Origin of the sequence: Sphingomonas sp. Leaf357 (assembly GCF_001423845.1) — a bacterium.
Taxonomy (GTDB): Bacteria; Pseudomonadota; Alphaproteobacteria; order Sphingomonadales; family Sphingomonadaceae; genus Sphingomonas.
This window is the reverse complement of sequence record NZ_LMPM01000001.1, coordinates 1,102,819-1,120,314: the sequence shown is the minus strand read 5'-3', so window position 1 is coordinate 1,120,314 and position 17,496 is coordinate 1,102,819. Positions and strand designations below refer to the sequence as shown.

The 17,496-nt window shown below is 63.8% G+C and carries 13 protein-coding genes and 1 pseudogene; 4 read left to right on the top strand and 10 right to left on the bottom strand.

Annotated elements, in window-relative coordinates; translation table 11 throughout:
* Positions 1–4: 4 nt before the first annotated feature.
* The 6 genes and pseudogenes from ASG11_RS05260 to ASG11_RS19360 form a co-directional block, all read right to left on the bottom strand.
* The gene (locus tag ASG11_RS05260; RefSeq protein WP_055776064.1) at positions 5–1,171 is read right to left on the bottom strand and encodes an acyl-CoA dehydrogenase family protein; all 1,167 of its coding nucleotides are present in this window, start codon (positions 1,169–1,171) and stop codon (positions 5–7) included.
* Positions 1,172–1,174: 3 nt separating this feature from the next.
* On the bottom strand, positions 1,175–2,341 hold the full coding sequence (locus ASG11_RS05255) for a CaiB/BaiF CoA transferase family protein (protein WP_082472604.1): 1,167 nt from the start codon (positions 2,339–2,341) through the stop codon (positions 1,175–1,177).
* Between the two features lie 38 nt (positions 2,342–2,379).
* Positions 2,380–4,722 carry a TonB-dependent receptor gene (locus ASG11_RS05250; RefSeq protein ID WP_168371702.1) on the bottom strand — a complete coding sequence of 781 codons (2,343 nt, stop codon included), beginning with the start codon at positions 4,720–4,722 and terminating at the stop codon, positions 2,380–2,382.
* Between the two features lie 215 nt (positions 4,723–4,937).
* Positions 4,938–6,746, bottom strand: a complete 1,809-nt coding sequence (locus tag ASG11_RS05245; RefSeq protein ID WP_055776055.1) for a flavin-containing monooxygenase — start codon at positions 6,744–6,746, stop codon at positions 4,938–4,940.
* A 197-nt stretch (positions 6,747–6,943) separates the two neighbouring features.
* Positions 6,944–7,370: pseudogene (locus ASG11_RS19365) on the bottom strand (SDR family NAD(P)-dependent oxidoreductase).
* On the bottom strand, positions 7,342–7,620 hold the full coding sequence (locus ASG11_RS19360) for an SDR family NAD(P)-dependent oxidoreductase (protein WP_082472601.1): 279 nt from the start codon (positions 7,618–7,620) through the stop codon (positions 7,342–7,344). Before ASG11_RS19360 ends, ASG11_RS19365 begins: the two are co-directional and overlap by 29 nt.
* A gap of 236 nt (positions 7,621–7,856) precedes the next feature.
* Between ASG11_RS19360 and ASG11_RS05235 the strand changes: the two genes are divergently transcribed.
* The 4 genes from ASG11_RS05235 (at position 7,857) to ASG11_RS05220 (ending at position 12,577) form a co-directional block, all read left to right on the top strand.
* Positions 7,857–8,807: an NAD(P)-dependent oxidoreductase gene (locus ASG11_RS05235; protein WP_055776052.1), complete on the top strand. Its 951-nt coding sequence runs from the start codon at positions 7,857–7,859 to the stop codon at positions 8,805–8,807.
* A gap of 77 nt (positions 8,808–8,884) precedes the next feature.
* Complete coding sequence (locus ASG11_RS19405; RefSeq protein ID WP_330218890.1) at positions 8,885–10,012, top strand: TetR/AcrR family transcriptional regulator; 1,128 nt, start codon at positions 8,885–8,887, stop codon at positions 10,010–10,012.
* 391 nt (positions 10,013–10,403) lie between these two features.
* Positions 10,404–11,726 carry a spinster family MFS transporter gene (locus ASG11_RS05225; RefSeq protein WP_082472600.1) on the top strand — a complete coding sequence of 441 codons (1,323 nt, stop codon included), beginning with the start codon at positions 10,404–10,406 and terminating at the stop codon, positions 11,724–11,726.
* A 14-nt stretch (positions 11,727–11,740) separates the two neighbouring features.
* Positions 11,741–12,577 (top strand): enoyl-CoA hydratase/isomerase family protein, encoded by an 837-nt coding sequence (locus ASG11_RS05220; RefSeq protein WP_055776042.1) that lies wholly within the window; start codon positions 11,741–11,743, stop codon positions 12,575–12,577.
* A 9-nt stretch (positions 12,578–12,586) separates the two neighbouring features.
* Here ASG11_RS05220 and ASG11_RS05215 read toward each other — a convergent pair whose 3' ends face one another.
* Genes ASG11_RS05215 through ASG11_RS05200 form a run of 4 tightly spaced genes read right to left on the bottom strand, consistent with a single transcriptional unit; the run spans position 12,587 to position 17,458 of the window.
* Positions 12,587–13,711, bottom strand: coding sequence for an acyl-CoA dehydrogenase family protein (locus tag ASG11_RS05215; protein WP_236697391.1), 1,125 nt, complete (start codon positions 13,709–13,711; stop codon positions 12,587–12,589).
* Positions 13,708–14,628: an acyl-CoA dehydrogenase family protein gene (locus ASG11_RS05210; protein ID WP_055776036.1), complete on the bottom strand. Its 921-nt coding sequence runs from the start codon at positions 14,626–14,628 to the stop codon at positions 13,708–13,710. Before ASG11_RS05210 ends, ASG11_RS05215 begins: the two co-directional genes overlap by 4 nt.
* Entirely contained in the window at positions 14,625–15,791 is a 1,167-nt protein-coding gene (locus tag ASG11_RS05205; protein ID WP_055776033.1) for an acyl-CoA dehydrogenase family protein, read from the bottom strand. Before ASG11_RS05205 ends, ASG11_RS05210 begins: the two co-directional genes overlap by 4 nt.
* Positions 15,791–17,458, bottom strand: coding sequence for an AMP-binding protein (locus tag ASG11_RS05200; protein WP_082472783.1), 1,668 nt, complete (start codon positions 17,456–17,458; stop codon positions 15,791–15,793). Before ASG11_RS05200 ends, ASG11_RS05205 begins: the two co-directional genes overlap by 1 nt.
* Between the last annotated feature and the right edge of the window lie 38 nt (positions 17,459–17,496).

Genomic DNA, 17,496 nt, shown 5'->3' with positions numbered 1-17,496 from the left:
CGCATCAATAGGATTTCGGCAGGCCAAGCGCCTTTTCGGCGATGAAGTTCAGGATCATGTGCGGGCTGACCGGCGCGGTGCGTGGGATCAGCACTTCGCGCATCAGCCGCTCGACATGATATTCTTGGGCATAGCCCATGCCCCCAAGCGTCAGCATCGCTGTATGGCACGCTTCGAACGCGGCCTCGGCGGCAAGATACTTGCCGGCATTCGCCTCTAGCCCACATTCGTCGCCGCGATCGAAAAGCGTCGCAGCCTTCAAAACCATTAGGTTAGCCGCCTCCAGTTGTGCCCAGCATTTGGCGAGCGGATGCTGGATGCCCTGGTTCATACCGATCGGGCGATCGAACACGATGCGTTCGCGGGCATAGCGTGCCGCACGGGCTAGCGCGGCACGACCGATCCCGACCGCCTCCGCACCGAGCAATATGCGTTCCGGGTTCAGCCCCTTCAGGATGATGCGGAAGCCGTCGCCCTCCGCGCCGATTCGGTCCTCTTCGGGCACGAACAGGTCGTCGATGAACAGCATATTCGAATCGACCGCATGGCGGCCCATCTTGTGAATTAGCCGCACGTCGATCTTCGTCCGATCGAGATCGGTAAAGAATAGCGACAGGCCGTCGGTCTTGCGCTTTACCTGATCGAGCGGCGTGGTGCGCACAAGCAGCATCATTTTATTGGCGACCTGCGCGACCGAAATCCAGATCTTTTCGCCGGTCACGCGGTATCCACCGTCGCAACGTCCGGCGCGCGTCTTCAGCTTGGTCGTATCGAGCCCGGCATTAGGCTCGGTGACGGCGAAGCACATCACGTCGGTGCCTCTCAGAATCGGCGGGATCATGCGCTGCTGCTGCGCTTCGGTGCCGAACAGTGCGACAGGCTCCAGGCTGAAAACGGGGCCGTGGATCGCCGATGCGGCGGTCATCCCGCCGCCGGCTTCGGCCACAGCCTGCATCATGATCGCGGCTTCGGTGATGCCGAGGCCAGAGCCGCCCACGGCCTCCGGCATGGCGATGCCGAGCCAGCCGGCATCGGCCATCGAGCGGTGGAATTCGGTGGGAAAGCGCGCCTCGTTATCGAGCGCCAGCCAGTCATCGTCGCTGAACTGCGCGCAATGCTTCAGGACCGCATCGCGAATATTCTGCTGATCGGATGTCAGGGCGAAATTCACTGTCTATTCTCCGACGGCGGTACGGCGCGTGGCCAGTTCGGCGCGGATCGTGTCATTATGTTCCCCCAGCATCGGTGCGCCGGAGAGTATCCGACCCGGCGTGACCGACAGCGACACCGGCACGCCCGGAAAGCGCACCGGGCCGTGCTGCGTGGCAACCGTTTCGAAAAAGCCGACCGCGTCCAGATGCGGGCTGTCGAACAACTGCGCCGGCGTCTGGATCGCGGCTGCGGGGATTTCCAGGCGGTGGAACAGCTCCAGCCACTCAACGGTGGTACGCTCCAGCATCGTCTCGGCGACGCCAGCATAGACGCGTTCGATTACGCGCGCGCGTTCCCCCACGGTGGCGAAGCAGCGGTCGGCGGCCCAGGCCGGGCGGACCGCACCGACGAACGCATTCCAATGCTTGTCGTTGTAAATCAGCGCGGCGATATATCCGTCGCGCGTACGGTATGGCCGTCGATCCCGCGCAACCGGGCGGCGATAAAATGCCGGGCCTGTCGGTGGATCGAACAGCGCACCATTGGCATGTTCGACCAGCATGAACGAGGCCATCGTCTCGAACATGCCGACCTCCACTTCCTGCCCCTCCCCGCTACGTTCACGATGGAACAGCGCCATCATCGTCGCGTAGAGCGCGGTGAGGCCCGTTACCTTGTCGGCGACTATGCTGCCGACGAAACCAGGCGTGCCGGTGAGCATCTCCTGCACCGACGCCAGCCCGCATTCGGCCTGGATCGTGTCGTCATAGGCGGGCCGGCCGGCGTCAGGCCCGCGCCGCCCGTAACCGTAACAATTGGTGTAGACGATTTGCGGATTGATCCGCGCCACTGCGGCGTAATCGAAACCCAGCCGAGCGATTGCGCGGGCGCGCATCGAATGGATGAAGACGTCGGCCGTCTCGATCAAGCCCCGCAGCACCGCCCGGTCCGCCTCAACGGCGAGATCCAGTACGATGCTGCGCTTGCCGCGATTGGCGTTGGCGAACACCCCGCTCATGCCGTGTTCCGGCCCGTCCGAGATATAGCGAGTCACATCGCCTGCGGGGGGCTCCACTTTGATCACGTCTGCGCCCATGTCCGCCATGATCTGCGTGCAATAAGGGCCCATCACCACCGCAGTCAGATCGACTATTCGGATGCCCGTTAGCGGACCCGAGCGTGTTACCACCGGAATGCCATAGGCCTGCGCATTCGCTTGTCGCTCGATCAGAAGGTTACGCTTATGCCGACGCCATATTCGGCCTGCGGCGCATATTTGACGGAATCATCACCGCGCGTATTGGCGACAAGATCGGTGTGATAGAGTTTGTTGGTCAGATTATTGCCGAAAATTGAATAGGTGACGCGCTCGTCGGGCTGGGTCCAGGCAAGCCTTGCGTTAAGAAGGAAATACGGGTTTTCAGGCGAAAGATTGCCCGGCTGCCAGAAGAATTTGCCCGTATAGGAGCCGTTGACATTGGCATTCAGTTTGCCGCCCCCCACGTCGCCCGCATAATTGATACGGCCGTTCGCGGTCACCTTGGGCGCGCGTACCATCTGACTGCCCGTCGCATTATAGTTTGTACGGGAAGCCTTGTTAATACCGGCCGTGGCAGGATTTGCGTTGTTGGCGGCGATTTCCGCAGCCGTTAGCGGAGTGACGGCCAATGCGGTGTTGTAGAGCCCGTAATTCAACTTGGGCTCGTAACTGACACCGGCATTGAAAGAGAAGCCGCCGCCGATGTTCCCGTCAGCCGTGAACTCGACTCCGCGCATCTTGGCCTTGGTCGCGTTGCTCAACGCGACGGTCAACGTGCCGTTGACGGTTACGTATGAGGAGAGCTGGATGTCCTTGTAATCATAGGCGTAGGCGGCACCGGTAAAGGTGATTCCCGCAGCACGGACTTTCGCGCCGATTTCATACGCCTGAATCTTTTCCGGATTTACCGCGGGGTTGGTCGGCGAATATCCGTTGAACACGCCGGATTTGAAGCCGTTGCTGACCGACACATAGACGTTCGCATTGGGCGCGAGATCGTAGCGCGCGACCGCACGGTACGTCGCGCTGTTCCAGCGCCGTGCCTGATCGTACACCGTGGTGTTCGTGACGCCGCCCAAGATCAATTGCTGATAATGGAAGTCCTTACGCTCAGTGTTATATCGCAGACCGCCGGTCAGGTGCAGTTCCGGCGTGACGTTATAGGTAATTTCGCCGAATGCCGCGATCGCTTCGGTCTTCACGTTGTTGGTGAAATTCGATGTGATCCGGCTGCCTGCTACCGACGTCGAGGGAAGACCGGTGAAGCCTTGCGCGTCGCCAAGACCCTGGCGAAAATACGGATTGCCGGCCGAGCCATGGAAATAATAACCGCCCAACAGCCACGTAAATGGCGACGTGGCGCTACCGCCCGAAAGGTTGAACTCCTGGCTGAACGCGTTCTCATATTGGTTGAGCGCATTCCAGCTACTGGTCACGCTCGTCGCGGGCGTCGTCGGGAAGACGTACGTGCCCGACAAGCTCGTGCGATCCGTATCCGACTGAGAAACCACTTGCACGCGGCGGAAGCCAGTCAGCGAGCGGAGCGTGATATCGTCCGTCGCCTCCCAGTGCGCGTCGAGGCTCGTGCCCCAGCCATGCAGGTCAGCCTTTGGCTGCGTGCTGCCGGCGTAGCGGTTGGTGGTGCTGGGAATTACGCCAGGAACCGAAGGGAAGGGATTAACGTCGTTATTCACTTCCGAAATGAAGACGCTGTCATTCTGTTGGCTGAACGTATCGAGCGCAAGCACGGCCTCGAACCTCGTTGATGGCCTGAACAGGAGCTTCCCTCGGACCAGATAATTGTCCGGTGCGCCGTAATACCGCCCCGCATTCGGACCGCTGCCGCCGATGAATCCCCTACCCTTGCGTACCGAACCCGAAAGCGAAGCGGCGAGAGTGTCCGATAGCCCGGTCGTGACATAGCCGTTCAATCGGAGTTCGTTGAAATGGATACCGTAGTCGGCACTGACATTGCCGCTGGTATTGAACGACGGGGTTCGCGTGATGATACGGATGGCGCCGCCAGTCGCATTGCGACCGAACAGCGTTCCCTGCGGCCCTTTCAGAACCTCGATGCGCTCGATGTCGCTGAGATCGAAGAAGCCGGCGATTGGCGCGCCGACTGAAATATCGTCAAGATAGATCGCAACGTTCAGGGCGTCGCCCGGCGAAGTGCCCGACGACGCGATCCCGCGGATCAGCGGCAGGAAGCCAAAGCCGTTGTTGACGGTGACCAGACCCGGCGTGGTCTGCTGTAGATTTACGGTCGAGACGATGCCTGACTTGACGAGTTGTTCGCCGGATACGACCGAGATCGACATTGGCACATCGATCAGACGTTCGGATCGCTTCTGTGCCGTGACGATAATTTCAGGGGCATCTTGCGGCTCAGCGGTCGCAGCCGACTGTCCTTCCGGCGCGGCGGTGGCCGGCTGCGCGACCGCGCTTTCCACTTGGGCGGAAGCAATGCTAGCATGACTGGCGCAGCCCATGATGGCGGCAATCAAAAGCGCGCAAGGTCTTGTGGTCACGATTGGTCCTCCCCGATTTGCGTGTCCGGTTGGCCGATCTCGCAAGAGATGCGCATCAGCGTCCGGTATCTGTCCGCCGACGCTATCAACCTCGTCGTACGGGGTCTTGATGTTTGGCGACATGCGCATCGCTGGCGACGACATCACGACGCATCGCGCGCATTGGCGCGATCGTGCCACATCGGAATATACATCGCCGGTGCCGGACCGGCGGATCACTTCACATCAAGTCCGGCCATGTCGCCAGCCGCCCGCCAATTCTCCAACAGGGTGAAAAAGGCGGCGGGGCCGTCGCCATAGCCGCCGTTGCGTTTGGCGGCCTCGGCGCGGATCTGTCCCTCGGCGTTCATATAGCCGGGCGTACAGCTTGCTAGAAAGTCGATGTTGATCTGGGCGTGATCGATGATCGTCTGCACCCAGTCATTCTCGGCTTCCCATGTCGCCTCGATCCGCGTCGCGCCGCGGTCGGTCGCGCTGCGCAGAAGATGCGCGAGATGCTTGGCCTGTTCGTCCAGCGCATGCGTGAAGTTGGGCGTATGGGCCGATTGATCGCGCATGAAGACGAAGAGATTGGGGAAGCCGTGGACGTGCATGCCGTGCAGCGAGGACAGGCCGTTGGCCCATTTCTGCGACAGCTTCACCCCGCCTGCGCCGATGACGTCATAGCCCGACCGGCTGATATAATTGGTGCCCAGCTCGAAGCCAGTGGCAAAGACCAAGCAATCGACCTCGTACTCCGTGCCATCCACCACGACGCCGCGTTCAGTGATCCGCTCCACGCCCATGCCGCCGGTATCGACCAGCGAGACGTTGGCGCGATTGAATGTCGGCAGATACTGGTCGTGGAAACACGGCCGTTTGCAGAACTGCCGGTAATAGGGCTTCAGCGCCTCTGCCGTGCCGGGATCCGCGACGATCGTATCGACGCGTTTGCGGATCTCCTCCATCTTGGCGAAATCGGCCAGCTCGACCGCCTCGGGTGGGGCCTGGGTCGGCGCGCCCGATCCGTCGCTGCCTGTGATGCTCGTCAGGCGCAGGAACTTGGTCGTGACGTCGGTCCAGCCATCCTGGATCAGATCGACCTCGGCATAACCACCCGTCACGATCGTGGTGAAGTTCGCCATCCGCTCCTTCTGCCAGCCGGGCTTCAGGCCGTTCCACCAGTCGGGATCGGTCGGCTTGTCGTTGCGTACGTCGATCGAGGAGGGCGTGCGCTGAAAGACGTAAAGCTGTTTGGCGGCCTCGCCCAGATGCGGGATGCATTGCACTGCCGTCGCGCCGGTGCCGATCACGCCGACGCGCACGTCGCCGAGCTTGTCGAGCCCGCCATCCGGGCCGCCGCCGGTGTAATCATAGTCCCAGCGCGTGGTGTGGAAGGAATGGCCCTTGAATTCCTCGATGCCGGGGATGCCGGGCAGCTTGGGCTTGTGCGCCGGTCCATTGGCCATAGCGACATATTTCGCGCGCATCTCGTCGCCGCGATTGGTTCGCACGATCCAGCGTAGCGCTTGCTCGTCCCAGCGAAGCTCGGTCACTTGCGTCTGGAAGCAGACGTTGCGGTACAGGTCGAACCGCTCGGCGATGCGATGGCAATAATCGAGGATCTCCGCCGCCGGCGTGTATTTACGGCGCGGCATGAAACCCATTTCTTCGAGCAGCGGCAGATAGATATAGGATTCGACGTCGCAGGCCGCGCCCGGATAGCGGTTCCAGTACCAGGTGCCGCCGAAGTCGCCGCCCTTCTCGATCAGGCGGATATCCTCGAACCCCGCCTCGCGCAGCCGCGCCCCCGCGAGCAAACCGCCGAAGCCACCGCCGATCAGGATGATCTCCGTTTCGTCCTTGAGCGGATCGCGTTCGAACCGTTCAGTATAGGGATCGTCGAGATAGGATGCGAAGCGGCCACCCATCTCGATATACTGGTTGTTGCCGTCGGCCCGCAGGCGCTTGTCGCGTTCGGCCTCGTATTTGCGGCGCAGGTCCTCGGCATTGAAATCGAGCGGGCGGGGCGTGTCGATCGTCACGTGATGTCTCTCCGCTGTGGGGTCACACGCCTGGGTTCGGCGCGCCTCTCCACATTTGTCCCCGGGGATATGACGAGTGGGCGAAGGCCGCCACGACAGAAGCTTGATGGCTGGCGACAGGCGGCGGATCAGGTCAGCGCGACACCGCCGTCGACGAGATGGATGCCGCCGGTGACGAAACTCGCCTCATCGCTCAGTCACCAGGCAACGAAGTTCGCGATCTCGCCCGGTGCGGCGACGCGGCCCAGCGGATGGCTCGCCACCGCACCGGCCAGCCGATCGCCGAACGACTCGTCCAGCATCGCAGTGTCGGTGAAGCCGGGGCAGACGGCGTTGACGCGAATGTTCTGGGCTGCGCTTTCCAACGCCGCGACACGGGTGAGATGGACGACCGCCGCCTTGGACGTGCCGTAAGCGGCGGAGTTCAGATATGCCTCGATCGTCGCGATCGAGGCGGTATTGACGATCGCCCCGTGTCGTCCACCCGCGATCATCGCGCGCAGCACCGACTGCAGTCCGAGGAACACCGCGCAGGTTCACCGCCAATACGCGGTCGAAATCCTCCGCCGGCATATCGATCAGCCGCGTACGAGGCTCAAGAATACCGGCATTGTTGGCAAACATATCGACCCCGCCGAACCTTTCCACCGTCTGCTCGACATAGAATCGGCAACCCACCCTCGGTGGAAACGTCGGCGGCGATGACAATCAGGCCGGCATTCTCAGGACAAGCGCGCCGCATCGCCTCGGCATCGAGATCGACTCCGGCGACTGTGCATCCTTCGGCAAGCAGCCGCGCGACGATCGCCGCACCGATACCGCCGGTCGCTCCGGTGACGATCGCCGTCCTGCCCGCCAAACCGGATAGCTTCATCGTGCCGGCCGAGAGCGTCGAGCGGAAATGACGTCCGGCAGCCGAAGGCGAGCGTGGAGATGCCGATGGTTGCACCACCAGCGGAAGGCGTCCTTTTCCATGAGCACAGCGCGGGTCAGGACGACGTATTGGAGTGTTTGCATCGCCAGCCTCCTTTCGATCGGTGGATTGTCACGTGAAACACTGTGCAGCGCCAACCCGCCATGCTGTGATACATCTCTGGAGAGGACGAGCCCATGACGCAGCGACGGCCACTGGCGCTGGTGACGCTGCCGCGCGATGTCGGGGCAGCGGATGCGGCCGCGCAGATATGTGAGGTGGTTGTCTGGCCGGAAGTGGCGGACCCGGCGACGTTTCTTGCCGAGCGCGCTGGCATGGTGCAGGCGATTGTCACCGCCAGCACCCTGCCTTTTCCGGCTCCCATCAAAAGCTTCCCTGCCCTTAGCCTGCTGGCGTTCTTCGGCGCAGGCTATGCGACCCCGGCGACGGATGCCTGCCGCGATCGCGGCATCGCGGTGAGCAACGGCCCGGCGACCAATCATCTCGACGTCGCAGATATGGCGGTGGGCCTGACCATCGCCACGATCCGGCGGATCGCGGAGAGCGACCGATTGATCCGCGCCGGCGGCTGGAGCAGGCTGCACCCAGTGGCGATGGCACCATCGCTCAGGACCTTGCGCTACGGCATCGTCGGGCTGGGCGCGATCGGCACGGCGGTGGCTGAGCGGCTGGCGGCGTTCGGTGGCGGCATCGCCTGGTGGGGTCCGCGCGCCAAGCCGGACGCCCGCTGGCCACGCGCCGCCAGCCTGATCGATCTGGCGCAGACGAGCGACGTGTTGATCGTCGCGGTGCGCGCCGACGCGGACAGTCACGACCTGATCGATGCGGGGGTGATTGCGGCACTCGGGCCGGGCGGATATCTCGTAAACGTCTCGCGCGGGTTCGTAGTCGACGAGGACGCCCTCATCGAGGCGTTGCGGCATCGCCGCCTGGCCGGCGCGGGCCTCGACGTGTTCGCGCAGGAGCCGACCGGTCCGGCGCGCTGGGCCGGGATCGAAGGCGTCGTCCTCTCCCCGCACATCGCCGGCTGGACGCACACCAGCATCGCCGCCGCGCAGGATCTGTTGACCGAGAACCTGCGCCGTCACTTCGCCGGCCAGCCACTGCTGACGCCAGTGACAAGCTGATTGCGCCGGCATCTTTTCAGCGTGAGGCCATCCGGATTACCCCGTCCAGTCGGATCACACTGCCGTTCAGCGTCGGATTGGCGAGATCGCTGCCCCGCCACACAGCCCTTGGACGAACCGAAGGCGGCCTGTCCAATGCGTCCGTAAAAGGCGGCGACCAAGGCGGTGTTGACGATCACACTCGGTTATTGCCGGCGATCTGGCCCGCGTCGAACTGCGCGATCATGTTAAACCGGGTCGATCAGGTTGATCTCGATCGCCTTGCGGTACGCAGCAAGCGGCTGTTCCATTCCTGCTTTGCTGACGATCCGGATCGCACGCGCAAACCCCAGCGCAATCGGCCCGGGTGCGCGCTGCCGTTCGCCGCCAACATCGTCGCGGTCGCCGGACCCATTCCGGATGCGCTATCAGTCGCAATGGCTGCGCAGCTCCTGATGCCCATCTCGCCTCTCCCCCTTTCCCGCCTGGCGGGATTCCGCAATTGCCTACCAGAACGAATAGACTTACCAGCGAGTAGCTTTAATACGCATGCGATGCTGTCAAGGACGCGGATGACGACCCGTAATGCTTCGACTCCTGCGATCGCCTCGCCGTTTCGAGCGACCCGCTCGACTGCTGAGGAACGCCAGGACAAGCGCGACGCTTTGCTGCTGGCGGCGGTGAGGATGTTCAACGAGCGCGGATTTCACGCGACATCACTGGAGGATGTCGCGGCCAGCCTGGGTGTGACCAAACCAGTGATCTATCATCACCTTGGCAACAAGGATCAGGTATTGTTCGAATGCGTGCGCATCGGGCTTGAGGAACTGCGCAGCGCCGCGGCGCACGCCCGCGAGATGCCGGGCAGCGGGCTCGATCGGCTGCGTGCATTCCTGTGCCGATACTCCGAGATAATTATGGGCGCATTCGGCACATGCGTTATCCGCACCGGCGACGAACTGCTGTCGCCCGACGCGCGGCGGCGCTTCCGTGCCCTAAAGCGGGAGATCGACGATGCCCTGTGCGACGCAATCACCGAAGCGGCGGCGGACGGATCAGCGCAGGTGCCCGACGTGCGTATCACAGCCTTCGCCTTTGCCGGTGCGCTCAACTGGCCTGCGCGTTGGTTCGACAGCGAAAAAGCGACACCGCCGGGTAAAATGGCCGCCGCCTTGGTCGAGGCGCTCATTGCCGGAATCGAGCGTACGGCACGACCGCGGAATTGACCGCGCAGCTTACCGACCCCGCTGAGCCGGCAACCGATTTCGCGGCCGACCTCGCCATGGCGCACGGATCCTGTGCCGTTGATTCGATCTGACCTCGTCGCTGTAGGCTAGCGCCGGCGAGGAGGTCGCGCGCGTGGCGCGCGAGGGGTGGTGCCAAGGCATCCACGATCATACCGAACTCAGGATTTCCACATCACTGCGCACCCGCCCGTGTCGCCAAACGTCAAACCTGTGTCGTGGTGAGCTTGCGCGCGGCGGGGTAGGGGTTGGCAATAGGACAAACATGTCGGCAGCGGCATTTCAGGGGAAGAGGGCACGTGGCAAGATTAAGCCGCCGACAGGGCTGTCACGGCAGGCCTCGCCAAGCCTATACTGACCGAGCGCCAACCGCGTGAACGTACCCGTCGCCGTTGCGCCGGGAGATAGCATTCCTGTCAATTCGGACGGCGCGCCGACATCGCCACACGCTTACCCCCTGTCCGGACGCGGCGGGGTGATCGTCGGGCTATTGCTGCTGATCAACGTCGTCAATTTTGTCGATCGGCAACTGCCCTTCATCCTGATCGGATCGATCAAGGCGGATCTGCGGTTAAGCGACGCGCAGATCGGGCTGATGGCCGGCCTGTCCTTCGCGATCGTCTATTCTTTCGCTGCCTTGCCGCTGGCTCATATTGCCGACCGCTGGAGCCCGCGCTGGGTATTGATCCTGTCGCTTGGAACATGGAGCGCGATGACGGCTGCCGCCGGGCTCGCCAACAGCTTCGCGCATCTGGTCTTTGCCCGTGCCGGCGTCGCGGCAAGCGAGGCAGGCTGCACGCCGAGCGCGCACGCACTCATCGCCCGGCTTATTCTGCCGCGTCGGCGCGCGCTGGCGCTGGCGATCTTCTCTATCGGCGTGCCGATCGGCAGCACATTGGGTCTCATGCTCGGCGGCTGGATCAACGATGTCGCGGACTGGCGCACGGCGTTTTTCGTCGTTGGACTGCCGGGCCTTGCGATCGCGATGATCGCGTGGCTGACGCTGCCGAGATTGCCGCCTGCGCAGACGACGCGGATCGCGCCACCGCACTTCCTGGCCACCGTGCGGCACCTCTTCGCGATGCCATCGTTCCGATACATGGCGACGGCCAGCGCGCTCTACGCCTGTGGCAGCTATGCGATCAATGTCTTCGCCCCAGCCTTTCTGATGCGCGTCCACGGCCTCACCGCAAGCCAGGCCGGATTGCGCATGGGCATCGTATTCGGAGTCGGCGGCCTGATCGGCACCTTTGCCGGCGGCGTGCTGGCCGACAAGCTGGCGCAGCGCGACGAAGCGTGGCGGCAACGCTTGCCCGCAATCGGGCAATGGTTATCCCTGCCATTCGCGATCGTCGCGTGGCTGACGCCGAACCTCGATCTAGCGGTGTTCGCTCTCACGATCAGCTATATGATGGGTCTGCTCTATTTCGCGCCGACCTTCGCCGCCGCGCAGTCTCTGGTGCCGGACCGGATCCGCGCCACCGCATCGGCGGTGCTGATTTTCTGCCTGACAATCGTCGGATCGTCGGTCGGCCCGTTGTTCGTCGGCTGGCTTAGCGATCTGCTGGTGCCTACTTATGGCGCGCTTTCACTGCGCTATGCGCTGTGTTCGATGGGCGTCACGATCACACTGTCGGCGATCTTCTTCCACCTCGCCAGCCGGGCTTTGCCCGGCGACATGCGCCGCTCGCTCTGATTGGGGGACGATCCATGGCTTCGCTCAAATCCGTACCGCACTCCGATCCACAGCCTTTGTTGTTTACGGTCGACGAAGGCATCGCCCTTCTCACGTTTAACCGGCCGGCCCGGGGGAATTCACTCAATCCGGACCTGTTGCTTGCGCTGGAGGAGGCGTGGGCGCGCGTCGAGGCGGACGATGCGATCCGCGTCGTCGTGATCACCGGCGCCGGCGAGAAGCATTTTTGCACCGGCGCTGAGGTGCAGACGCTGCGCCTCGGAATGGGTGGTTTGCAGAACCAGCCTTACGAACAGGCCAATCGTTTCTCGCCGCGCATGGCCAAGGTGAGCAAGCCGGTGATCTGCGCAGTCAACGGTCTGTGCAACGCCGGCGGACTACACTTCGTCGCCGACAGCGACATCGTCATCGCCTGCCGCGATGCACAGTTTATGGACAGCCACGTCACGATCGGACAGGTTTCCGCTCTGGAGGCACAGGGGATCGCGCGTCGCGCGGGAATCGGCAGTGCGCTGCTGATGGGGCTGGCCGGGCGCAATTACCGAATGCCCGCCGAGCGCGCGTGGATGCTGGGCATGATCGATCTGCTGGAAGAGAATGCCGCCGCCGTGATGGCGCGCGCGATGGACCTGGCGCGCGATATTTGCGGCAATTCCCCGCAAGCGATGGCGCTGACCAAACGCGCGATCTGGGCGACGACCGAGCTGCCGGATCCCGCCGCGCCGGTTCACGGCTGGGAACTCCTCAAGTCGCAATGGGCGCATCCCGATTTCGTCGAAGGCCCGAAGGCGTTCGAGCAAGGCCGCGATCCCGTTTGGGACCCGAACCCCAACGCTCGCATCAAGCCCTGAACCTGCGGCTCAGCGAGGCCCCTTGGGCAGGCCGAGCACGCGTTCGCCGATGATGTTGCGCTGAATTTCCGCCGTGCCTCCAGCAATCGTCTCGGAAAAAGCATCAAGATAATCGTGGCCAAGACCATGCGTGCCGAGCACCTTGGCGGATTGTACCCCGTACAGGTCGATCGCGGCGGCCTGCACCTTCTTGCCGAACTCCGCGAAGGCGAGCCGCACCAGCGAAGCGCTCGCATCCGGAACCGACTGTTCGGCATCCAGTGCGACGCGGTACGCCATCGCCTGGATCGCCGCACCCTCCGCGCTCAAGAGCGCGAGGCGACCCAGCATCAGCGCGCGCGACGATGGGCAGTCGTCCAGCATCGCATCGACCTGCAGCGTCAGCGCGATCATCAACCCCAGGCTCGCCGTGCCGCGCTCGAACGCCAGAGTCGACATCGCAGTTGCCCAGCCATTGTTCAGCCCGCCGACCACGTTGGTAAGCGGAATCCGCACGTCGTCGTAGAACACTTCGCAGAATTTGTTGGGGCCGGCGATGGTGCGGATCGGGCGGATCGTGATGCCCGGTGCGTCCATCGGACAGATCGCCCAAGTCAACGCCGCGCCGGTCCGCGCATCGGGGTCGGTGCGGACAAGCAATTCCTGATAATCTGCCATGTCGGCAAAGCTCGACCAGATCTTGTGCCCGTCGATCACCAGATCGTTGCCGTCCACCCGGCCGCGCGTACGGATCGCGGCAAGATCGGAACCGGCCCCAGGTTCGGAGAAACCCTGGCACCAGATCGCCTCGCCGTTCAGGATGCGCGGCAGATGGAAAGCTTTCTGCTCGGGCGTACCGCACGCGAACAGGGTAGGCCCGGCATGATTGAGCGCAACGAACATCGCGCTCAGCGAAGACGGCGCACCGGCCCGGGCATATTCCTCGAACCAGACGATCTGTTCCAGTACCGACAGGCCGCGCCCGCCAACGTCTCGGGGCCAGGCCAGCCCGGCCCAGCCGCCCTCGGCCTGCTTTCTCTGCCAGGCAAGCGCGAAGGCGCGGCCCTCCGCACCGTGGGCCGGTGCCGGCCCGGCGGGCACGTTGGCGGCCAGCCACGCGCGCGCGCTGTTCCGGAACACGGCGATATCGCTCACGCTGATTCACCCCAAACTGCATCGGCCAGTGCCCGCGCCTGCAGGCTTGCCCCGCCTAGGTCACTGGCCAACGCGCGTAATCGGTACGTCCACAGGTGCAGCGGGAACTCCAGCGTCAGCCCCATCGCCCCGGCGAACTGATGCAGATCGTAGGTAAAGCCGGCGATGCGGCTCTGCGCGAATCCGGCGGCCAGCGCCGCATCCCCGTCATCATCCGACCATGCCGCGCGCAATGCCAACCAGCGGGTCGATTCCGCAGTTTCCGCCGCCATAGCCAGCCGGTGGTGGATCGCCTGGAACGACCCCAAAGGTCGCCCGAAGGCGAAGCGCGACGTGACGTGATCGACGATCGCCGCCAGCGCCGCCGCCATGCACCCTGCCGCCTCCGCCGCAAGCGCAATGCGCCAGCGCCGCCGCACCCCGCCGATATCGTCAAAGCGAGTGCCTCTGCCCGAGTCGCCTTCGGGAAGCCTGCCGAACGGATAGGCGAGCAATGTCTCGACCGGCACGACGGTATCGGGATCGACCGGCAGCAGCAGCGCATGATCGCCGCGATCGACCACAAGCAGTTTCGCCATCGGTAGGAACCGCGCGGCGCCGCCGGCATCCCCCGACAGTATTGCGATCGGGCGGATACCTACGTCGACGGGCAGCAACGGTGCGATCAATGCCGAGACACCAACCTCCACCACCTGAATCGCGCGCGCGACACGTTCGACCACCAGTGCCGCATCGAGCGGCCCGAAGCCGTCCTCGCGCGCGATGTCGAGAAACCCGGCCTCGGCGAGTGCCGCGTCCAACCCAGCCGAATAGACATGTGTCACGGCGTGCTGCAGCCCATTCTCGCCGGCCTGGCCCAGCAACTGGTCGAGCCCGGACATGACGCTCGCCTGATCGTCCGTGAGGGAAAAATTCATGTGCGTGCCGGCTCCCCGGGAAGGCCCAGCCAGCGGCGGGCGATAAGGTTCAACTGGATTTCAGCCGCACCCGAGGCGACCCCGGCGGCAATCGCGCGCTGATGATGCGCCTGCTGCATCGGATCGGCGCCGAGAAGTCCGTCGGGAAGGAATTCGGTCATGAAGTCGTTTACGCCGTTATCCGCCTGGACCACCGCCCAGCGCGCCACGCTGGCGAAGGCGTCAGGCGGCAGGTTGCGCGCCTTGCCATCGACCACGCGGTAGACCAGCATCCGCGCGGCCTCGCACAGCATCAGCGCGCGCGCCGCCCGGTCGCGGATAACCGCATCGCCCCAACGCCCCTGCGTCTTCAATCGCTCGACGGCGCGATCGAGCATGCGGCGCGAAAACTCGTAGCGCGCGATCCCGACACGTTCATTTTGCAGCGCGAAGCCGATGATTTCCCATGCCTGCCCCTCCGCACCCAGCCGGTCGGCAGCAGGCACGAATACATCATCGAAGAACACCTCATGAATATCGCCATCGCCGAGCAGAGCCGGGATCGGCTTCACCTGAATTCCCTGCGATCGCATGTCCGTCAAAAGGATAACGATCGCAGCCTTGCCCGCGGCACCACCTTCGACGGGCGGGATGCGCGCGAGCAGGAAGCAGGTGTCGGCCTGGGCGGCATATGACGTCCAGATCTTCGCGCCGGTGACACGGTATCCACCCTCCACCGGCACGGCGGTGGTGCGCAATGCCGCCAGATCGGAGCCGGCGGACGGCTCCGAAAACCCCTGACACCAGATCGATTCACCGCGCCTGACCGGCGGCAGATATTTCTCCAGTTGCGCCGGCGTGCCGAATTTCATCAGCACTGGCCCGACCCAATTGACGTTCATGTATTGCGCGCCACGCGGTTCGCCCGCCGCCCACATTTCCTCGCCCAGGATGAACTGCTGCCACACCGGCGAATCCTCGCCGCCATGCTCTGCGGGCCAGTGCGGCACGAGCAATCCCCGTTCGGCAAGGATCGCGCAGAACTCCTTCGAGTAGGCAGTCTGCGCATCGCTGCCCGGACCATGCAACGAGATTTCGTCCCAATCCGGCGGCAGCGTTTCGTCGAGCAAGGTACGGATACGGCGGCGATGGGCCTGCTCCTCCTCGGTCCAGCCGAATTCCATTATCGCTCCTTTGCGGCGAGCAGCGCCGCGCGTATCTCGTGTTTCAGGATCTTGCCGGTGGCGTTCTTCGGTAGTGCGCTGAGCAATTCGAGCCGTTCCGGCAGCTTGAAGCTCGCCACCCCCCGGGCCTTCAGAAACGCGCACAGTGTCGACAGGTGGAGCGCGGCGCCGGGTGCCGGGACGATGACTGCGCACGCGCGCTCGCCCGTCGCCGCATCGGGCAGTCCGACAATCGCGATTTCGGCAATATCGGGATGGCCGGCGAGTAGATCCTCGACCTCCTTGGGCGAAATATTCTCGCCGTTGCGGATGATAATATCCTTGGCACGGCCAGATATGACGAGAAAATCGTCGTCCACCCAGTGTCCGAGATCGCCGGTGCGGTAATAGCCATCGGTATCGAACACGCTCGCCTCGTCCGCGGCATGGACATAGCCCACCAGCATTTGCGGGCCGCGTGCGTATATCTCGCCCTCACCCGCACCGGTCGCCGCGACGTGAGCGACCAGCTTGACATCGGCCGCCCCGCGCCGTCCATCGGTCTGCGAGGCGTGTACCACGTCGCTACGATCGATCGTGCCAACGGTTGTCACCGGAACCTCGGTCGATCCATAAGCCCGCGTCACTACGGCGCGTTCCAGCCAGTTTGCCGCCGCCTCGATGAGAGTCGGCGCCACCGCGGCACCACCGCAGATGAACACTTTCAGCGAGGGCAGGCGATCGTTCGCGTTCCGCGCCGCGCCAAGGAGTTGTTCCAAGAACGGCGTTGCTCCAGCGGTGTGGGTACAGGCATAGCGCCCTATCAGATCGACCGCGACCTCCGGCTCCCATCGCTCCATCAGCACGGCGGAAGTGCCGCGCAGGATCGGCAGTTCGAAGGCATAGATCGATCCACCGATATGACTGATCGGCGATGGCACGAGAAACGCGTCGCCTGCCCCCACGAGCCAATGGTCGCCAAGCTGGCGCACCAACGCATGGATCGAATTTTCGCTGTGCATCACGCCCTTCGGCGTACCGGTCGTGCCCGAGGTATAGAGGATCATGCGAACCGCATCGGGATCGACCTGCGGCAGCGCGGCGTCGTGCGTCTCGCGCAGCATCTCGTCGTAAGCAACGCCGCTGGAAGCCGTGCCGCGCAGTACCACCACTTCTGGCGGCGCGGCGATCCCGGCACATACTGCCCCGAGCATTGCAGCGAAATCCCGGCCGCGGAAATCGGCCGGCACGAAGATCATCCGGCTGCCGATATCGGGCAGCATGAACGCGAGATCGCTTTCCCTAAGCGACGGCAGGATCGGGTGGATCACCATCCCGGCAAGACTCGCACCCAGATAGATCGCCGCCGCCTCATGCCAATTGGGCAGCATAAAAGAGATCACGCTACCTGCCGCGAAGCGCGACAGCATCGCGCCGGCCAGCGCGCGTGCGTCACGGTACAGCGTCGCGCAATCGACATGCTTTTCGCCGTCGATGAGCAGCACGCGGTCCGGAGCGTCCGCCGCCGCCCGCTCTAGCGCCGCGCCGAGCGTATCGCGCGTCCACCAGCCGGCTCCATATGCAGCAGCGGCGCGTGCTGTATCCCAGCGAACCGAGCGTCCACAGATCTCACGACGGCCGGCCACGACCGCGCGCTCCCGATCCCCTGCCGCGTCGCTGGCCAGCATTATCTCTCCATTCTCATTGTCCTGTCGCTGCGCATAGG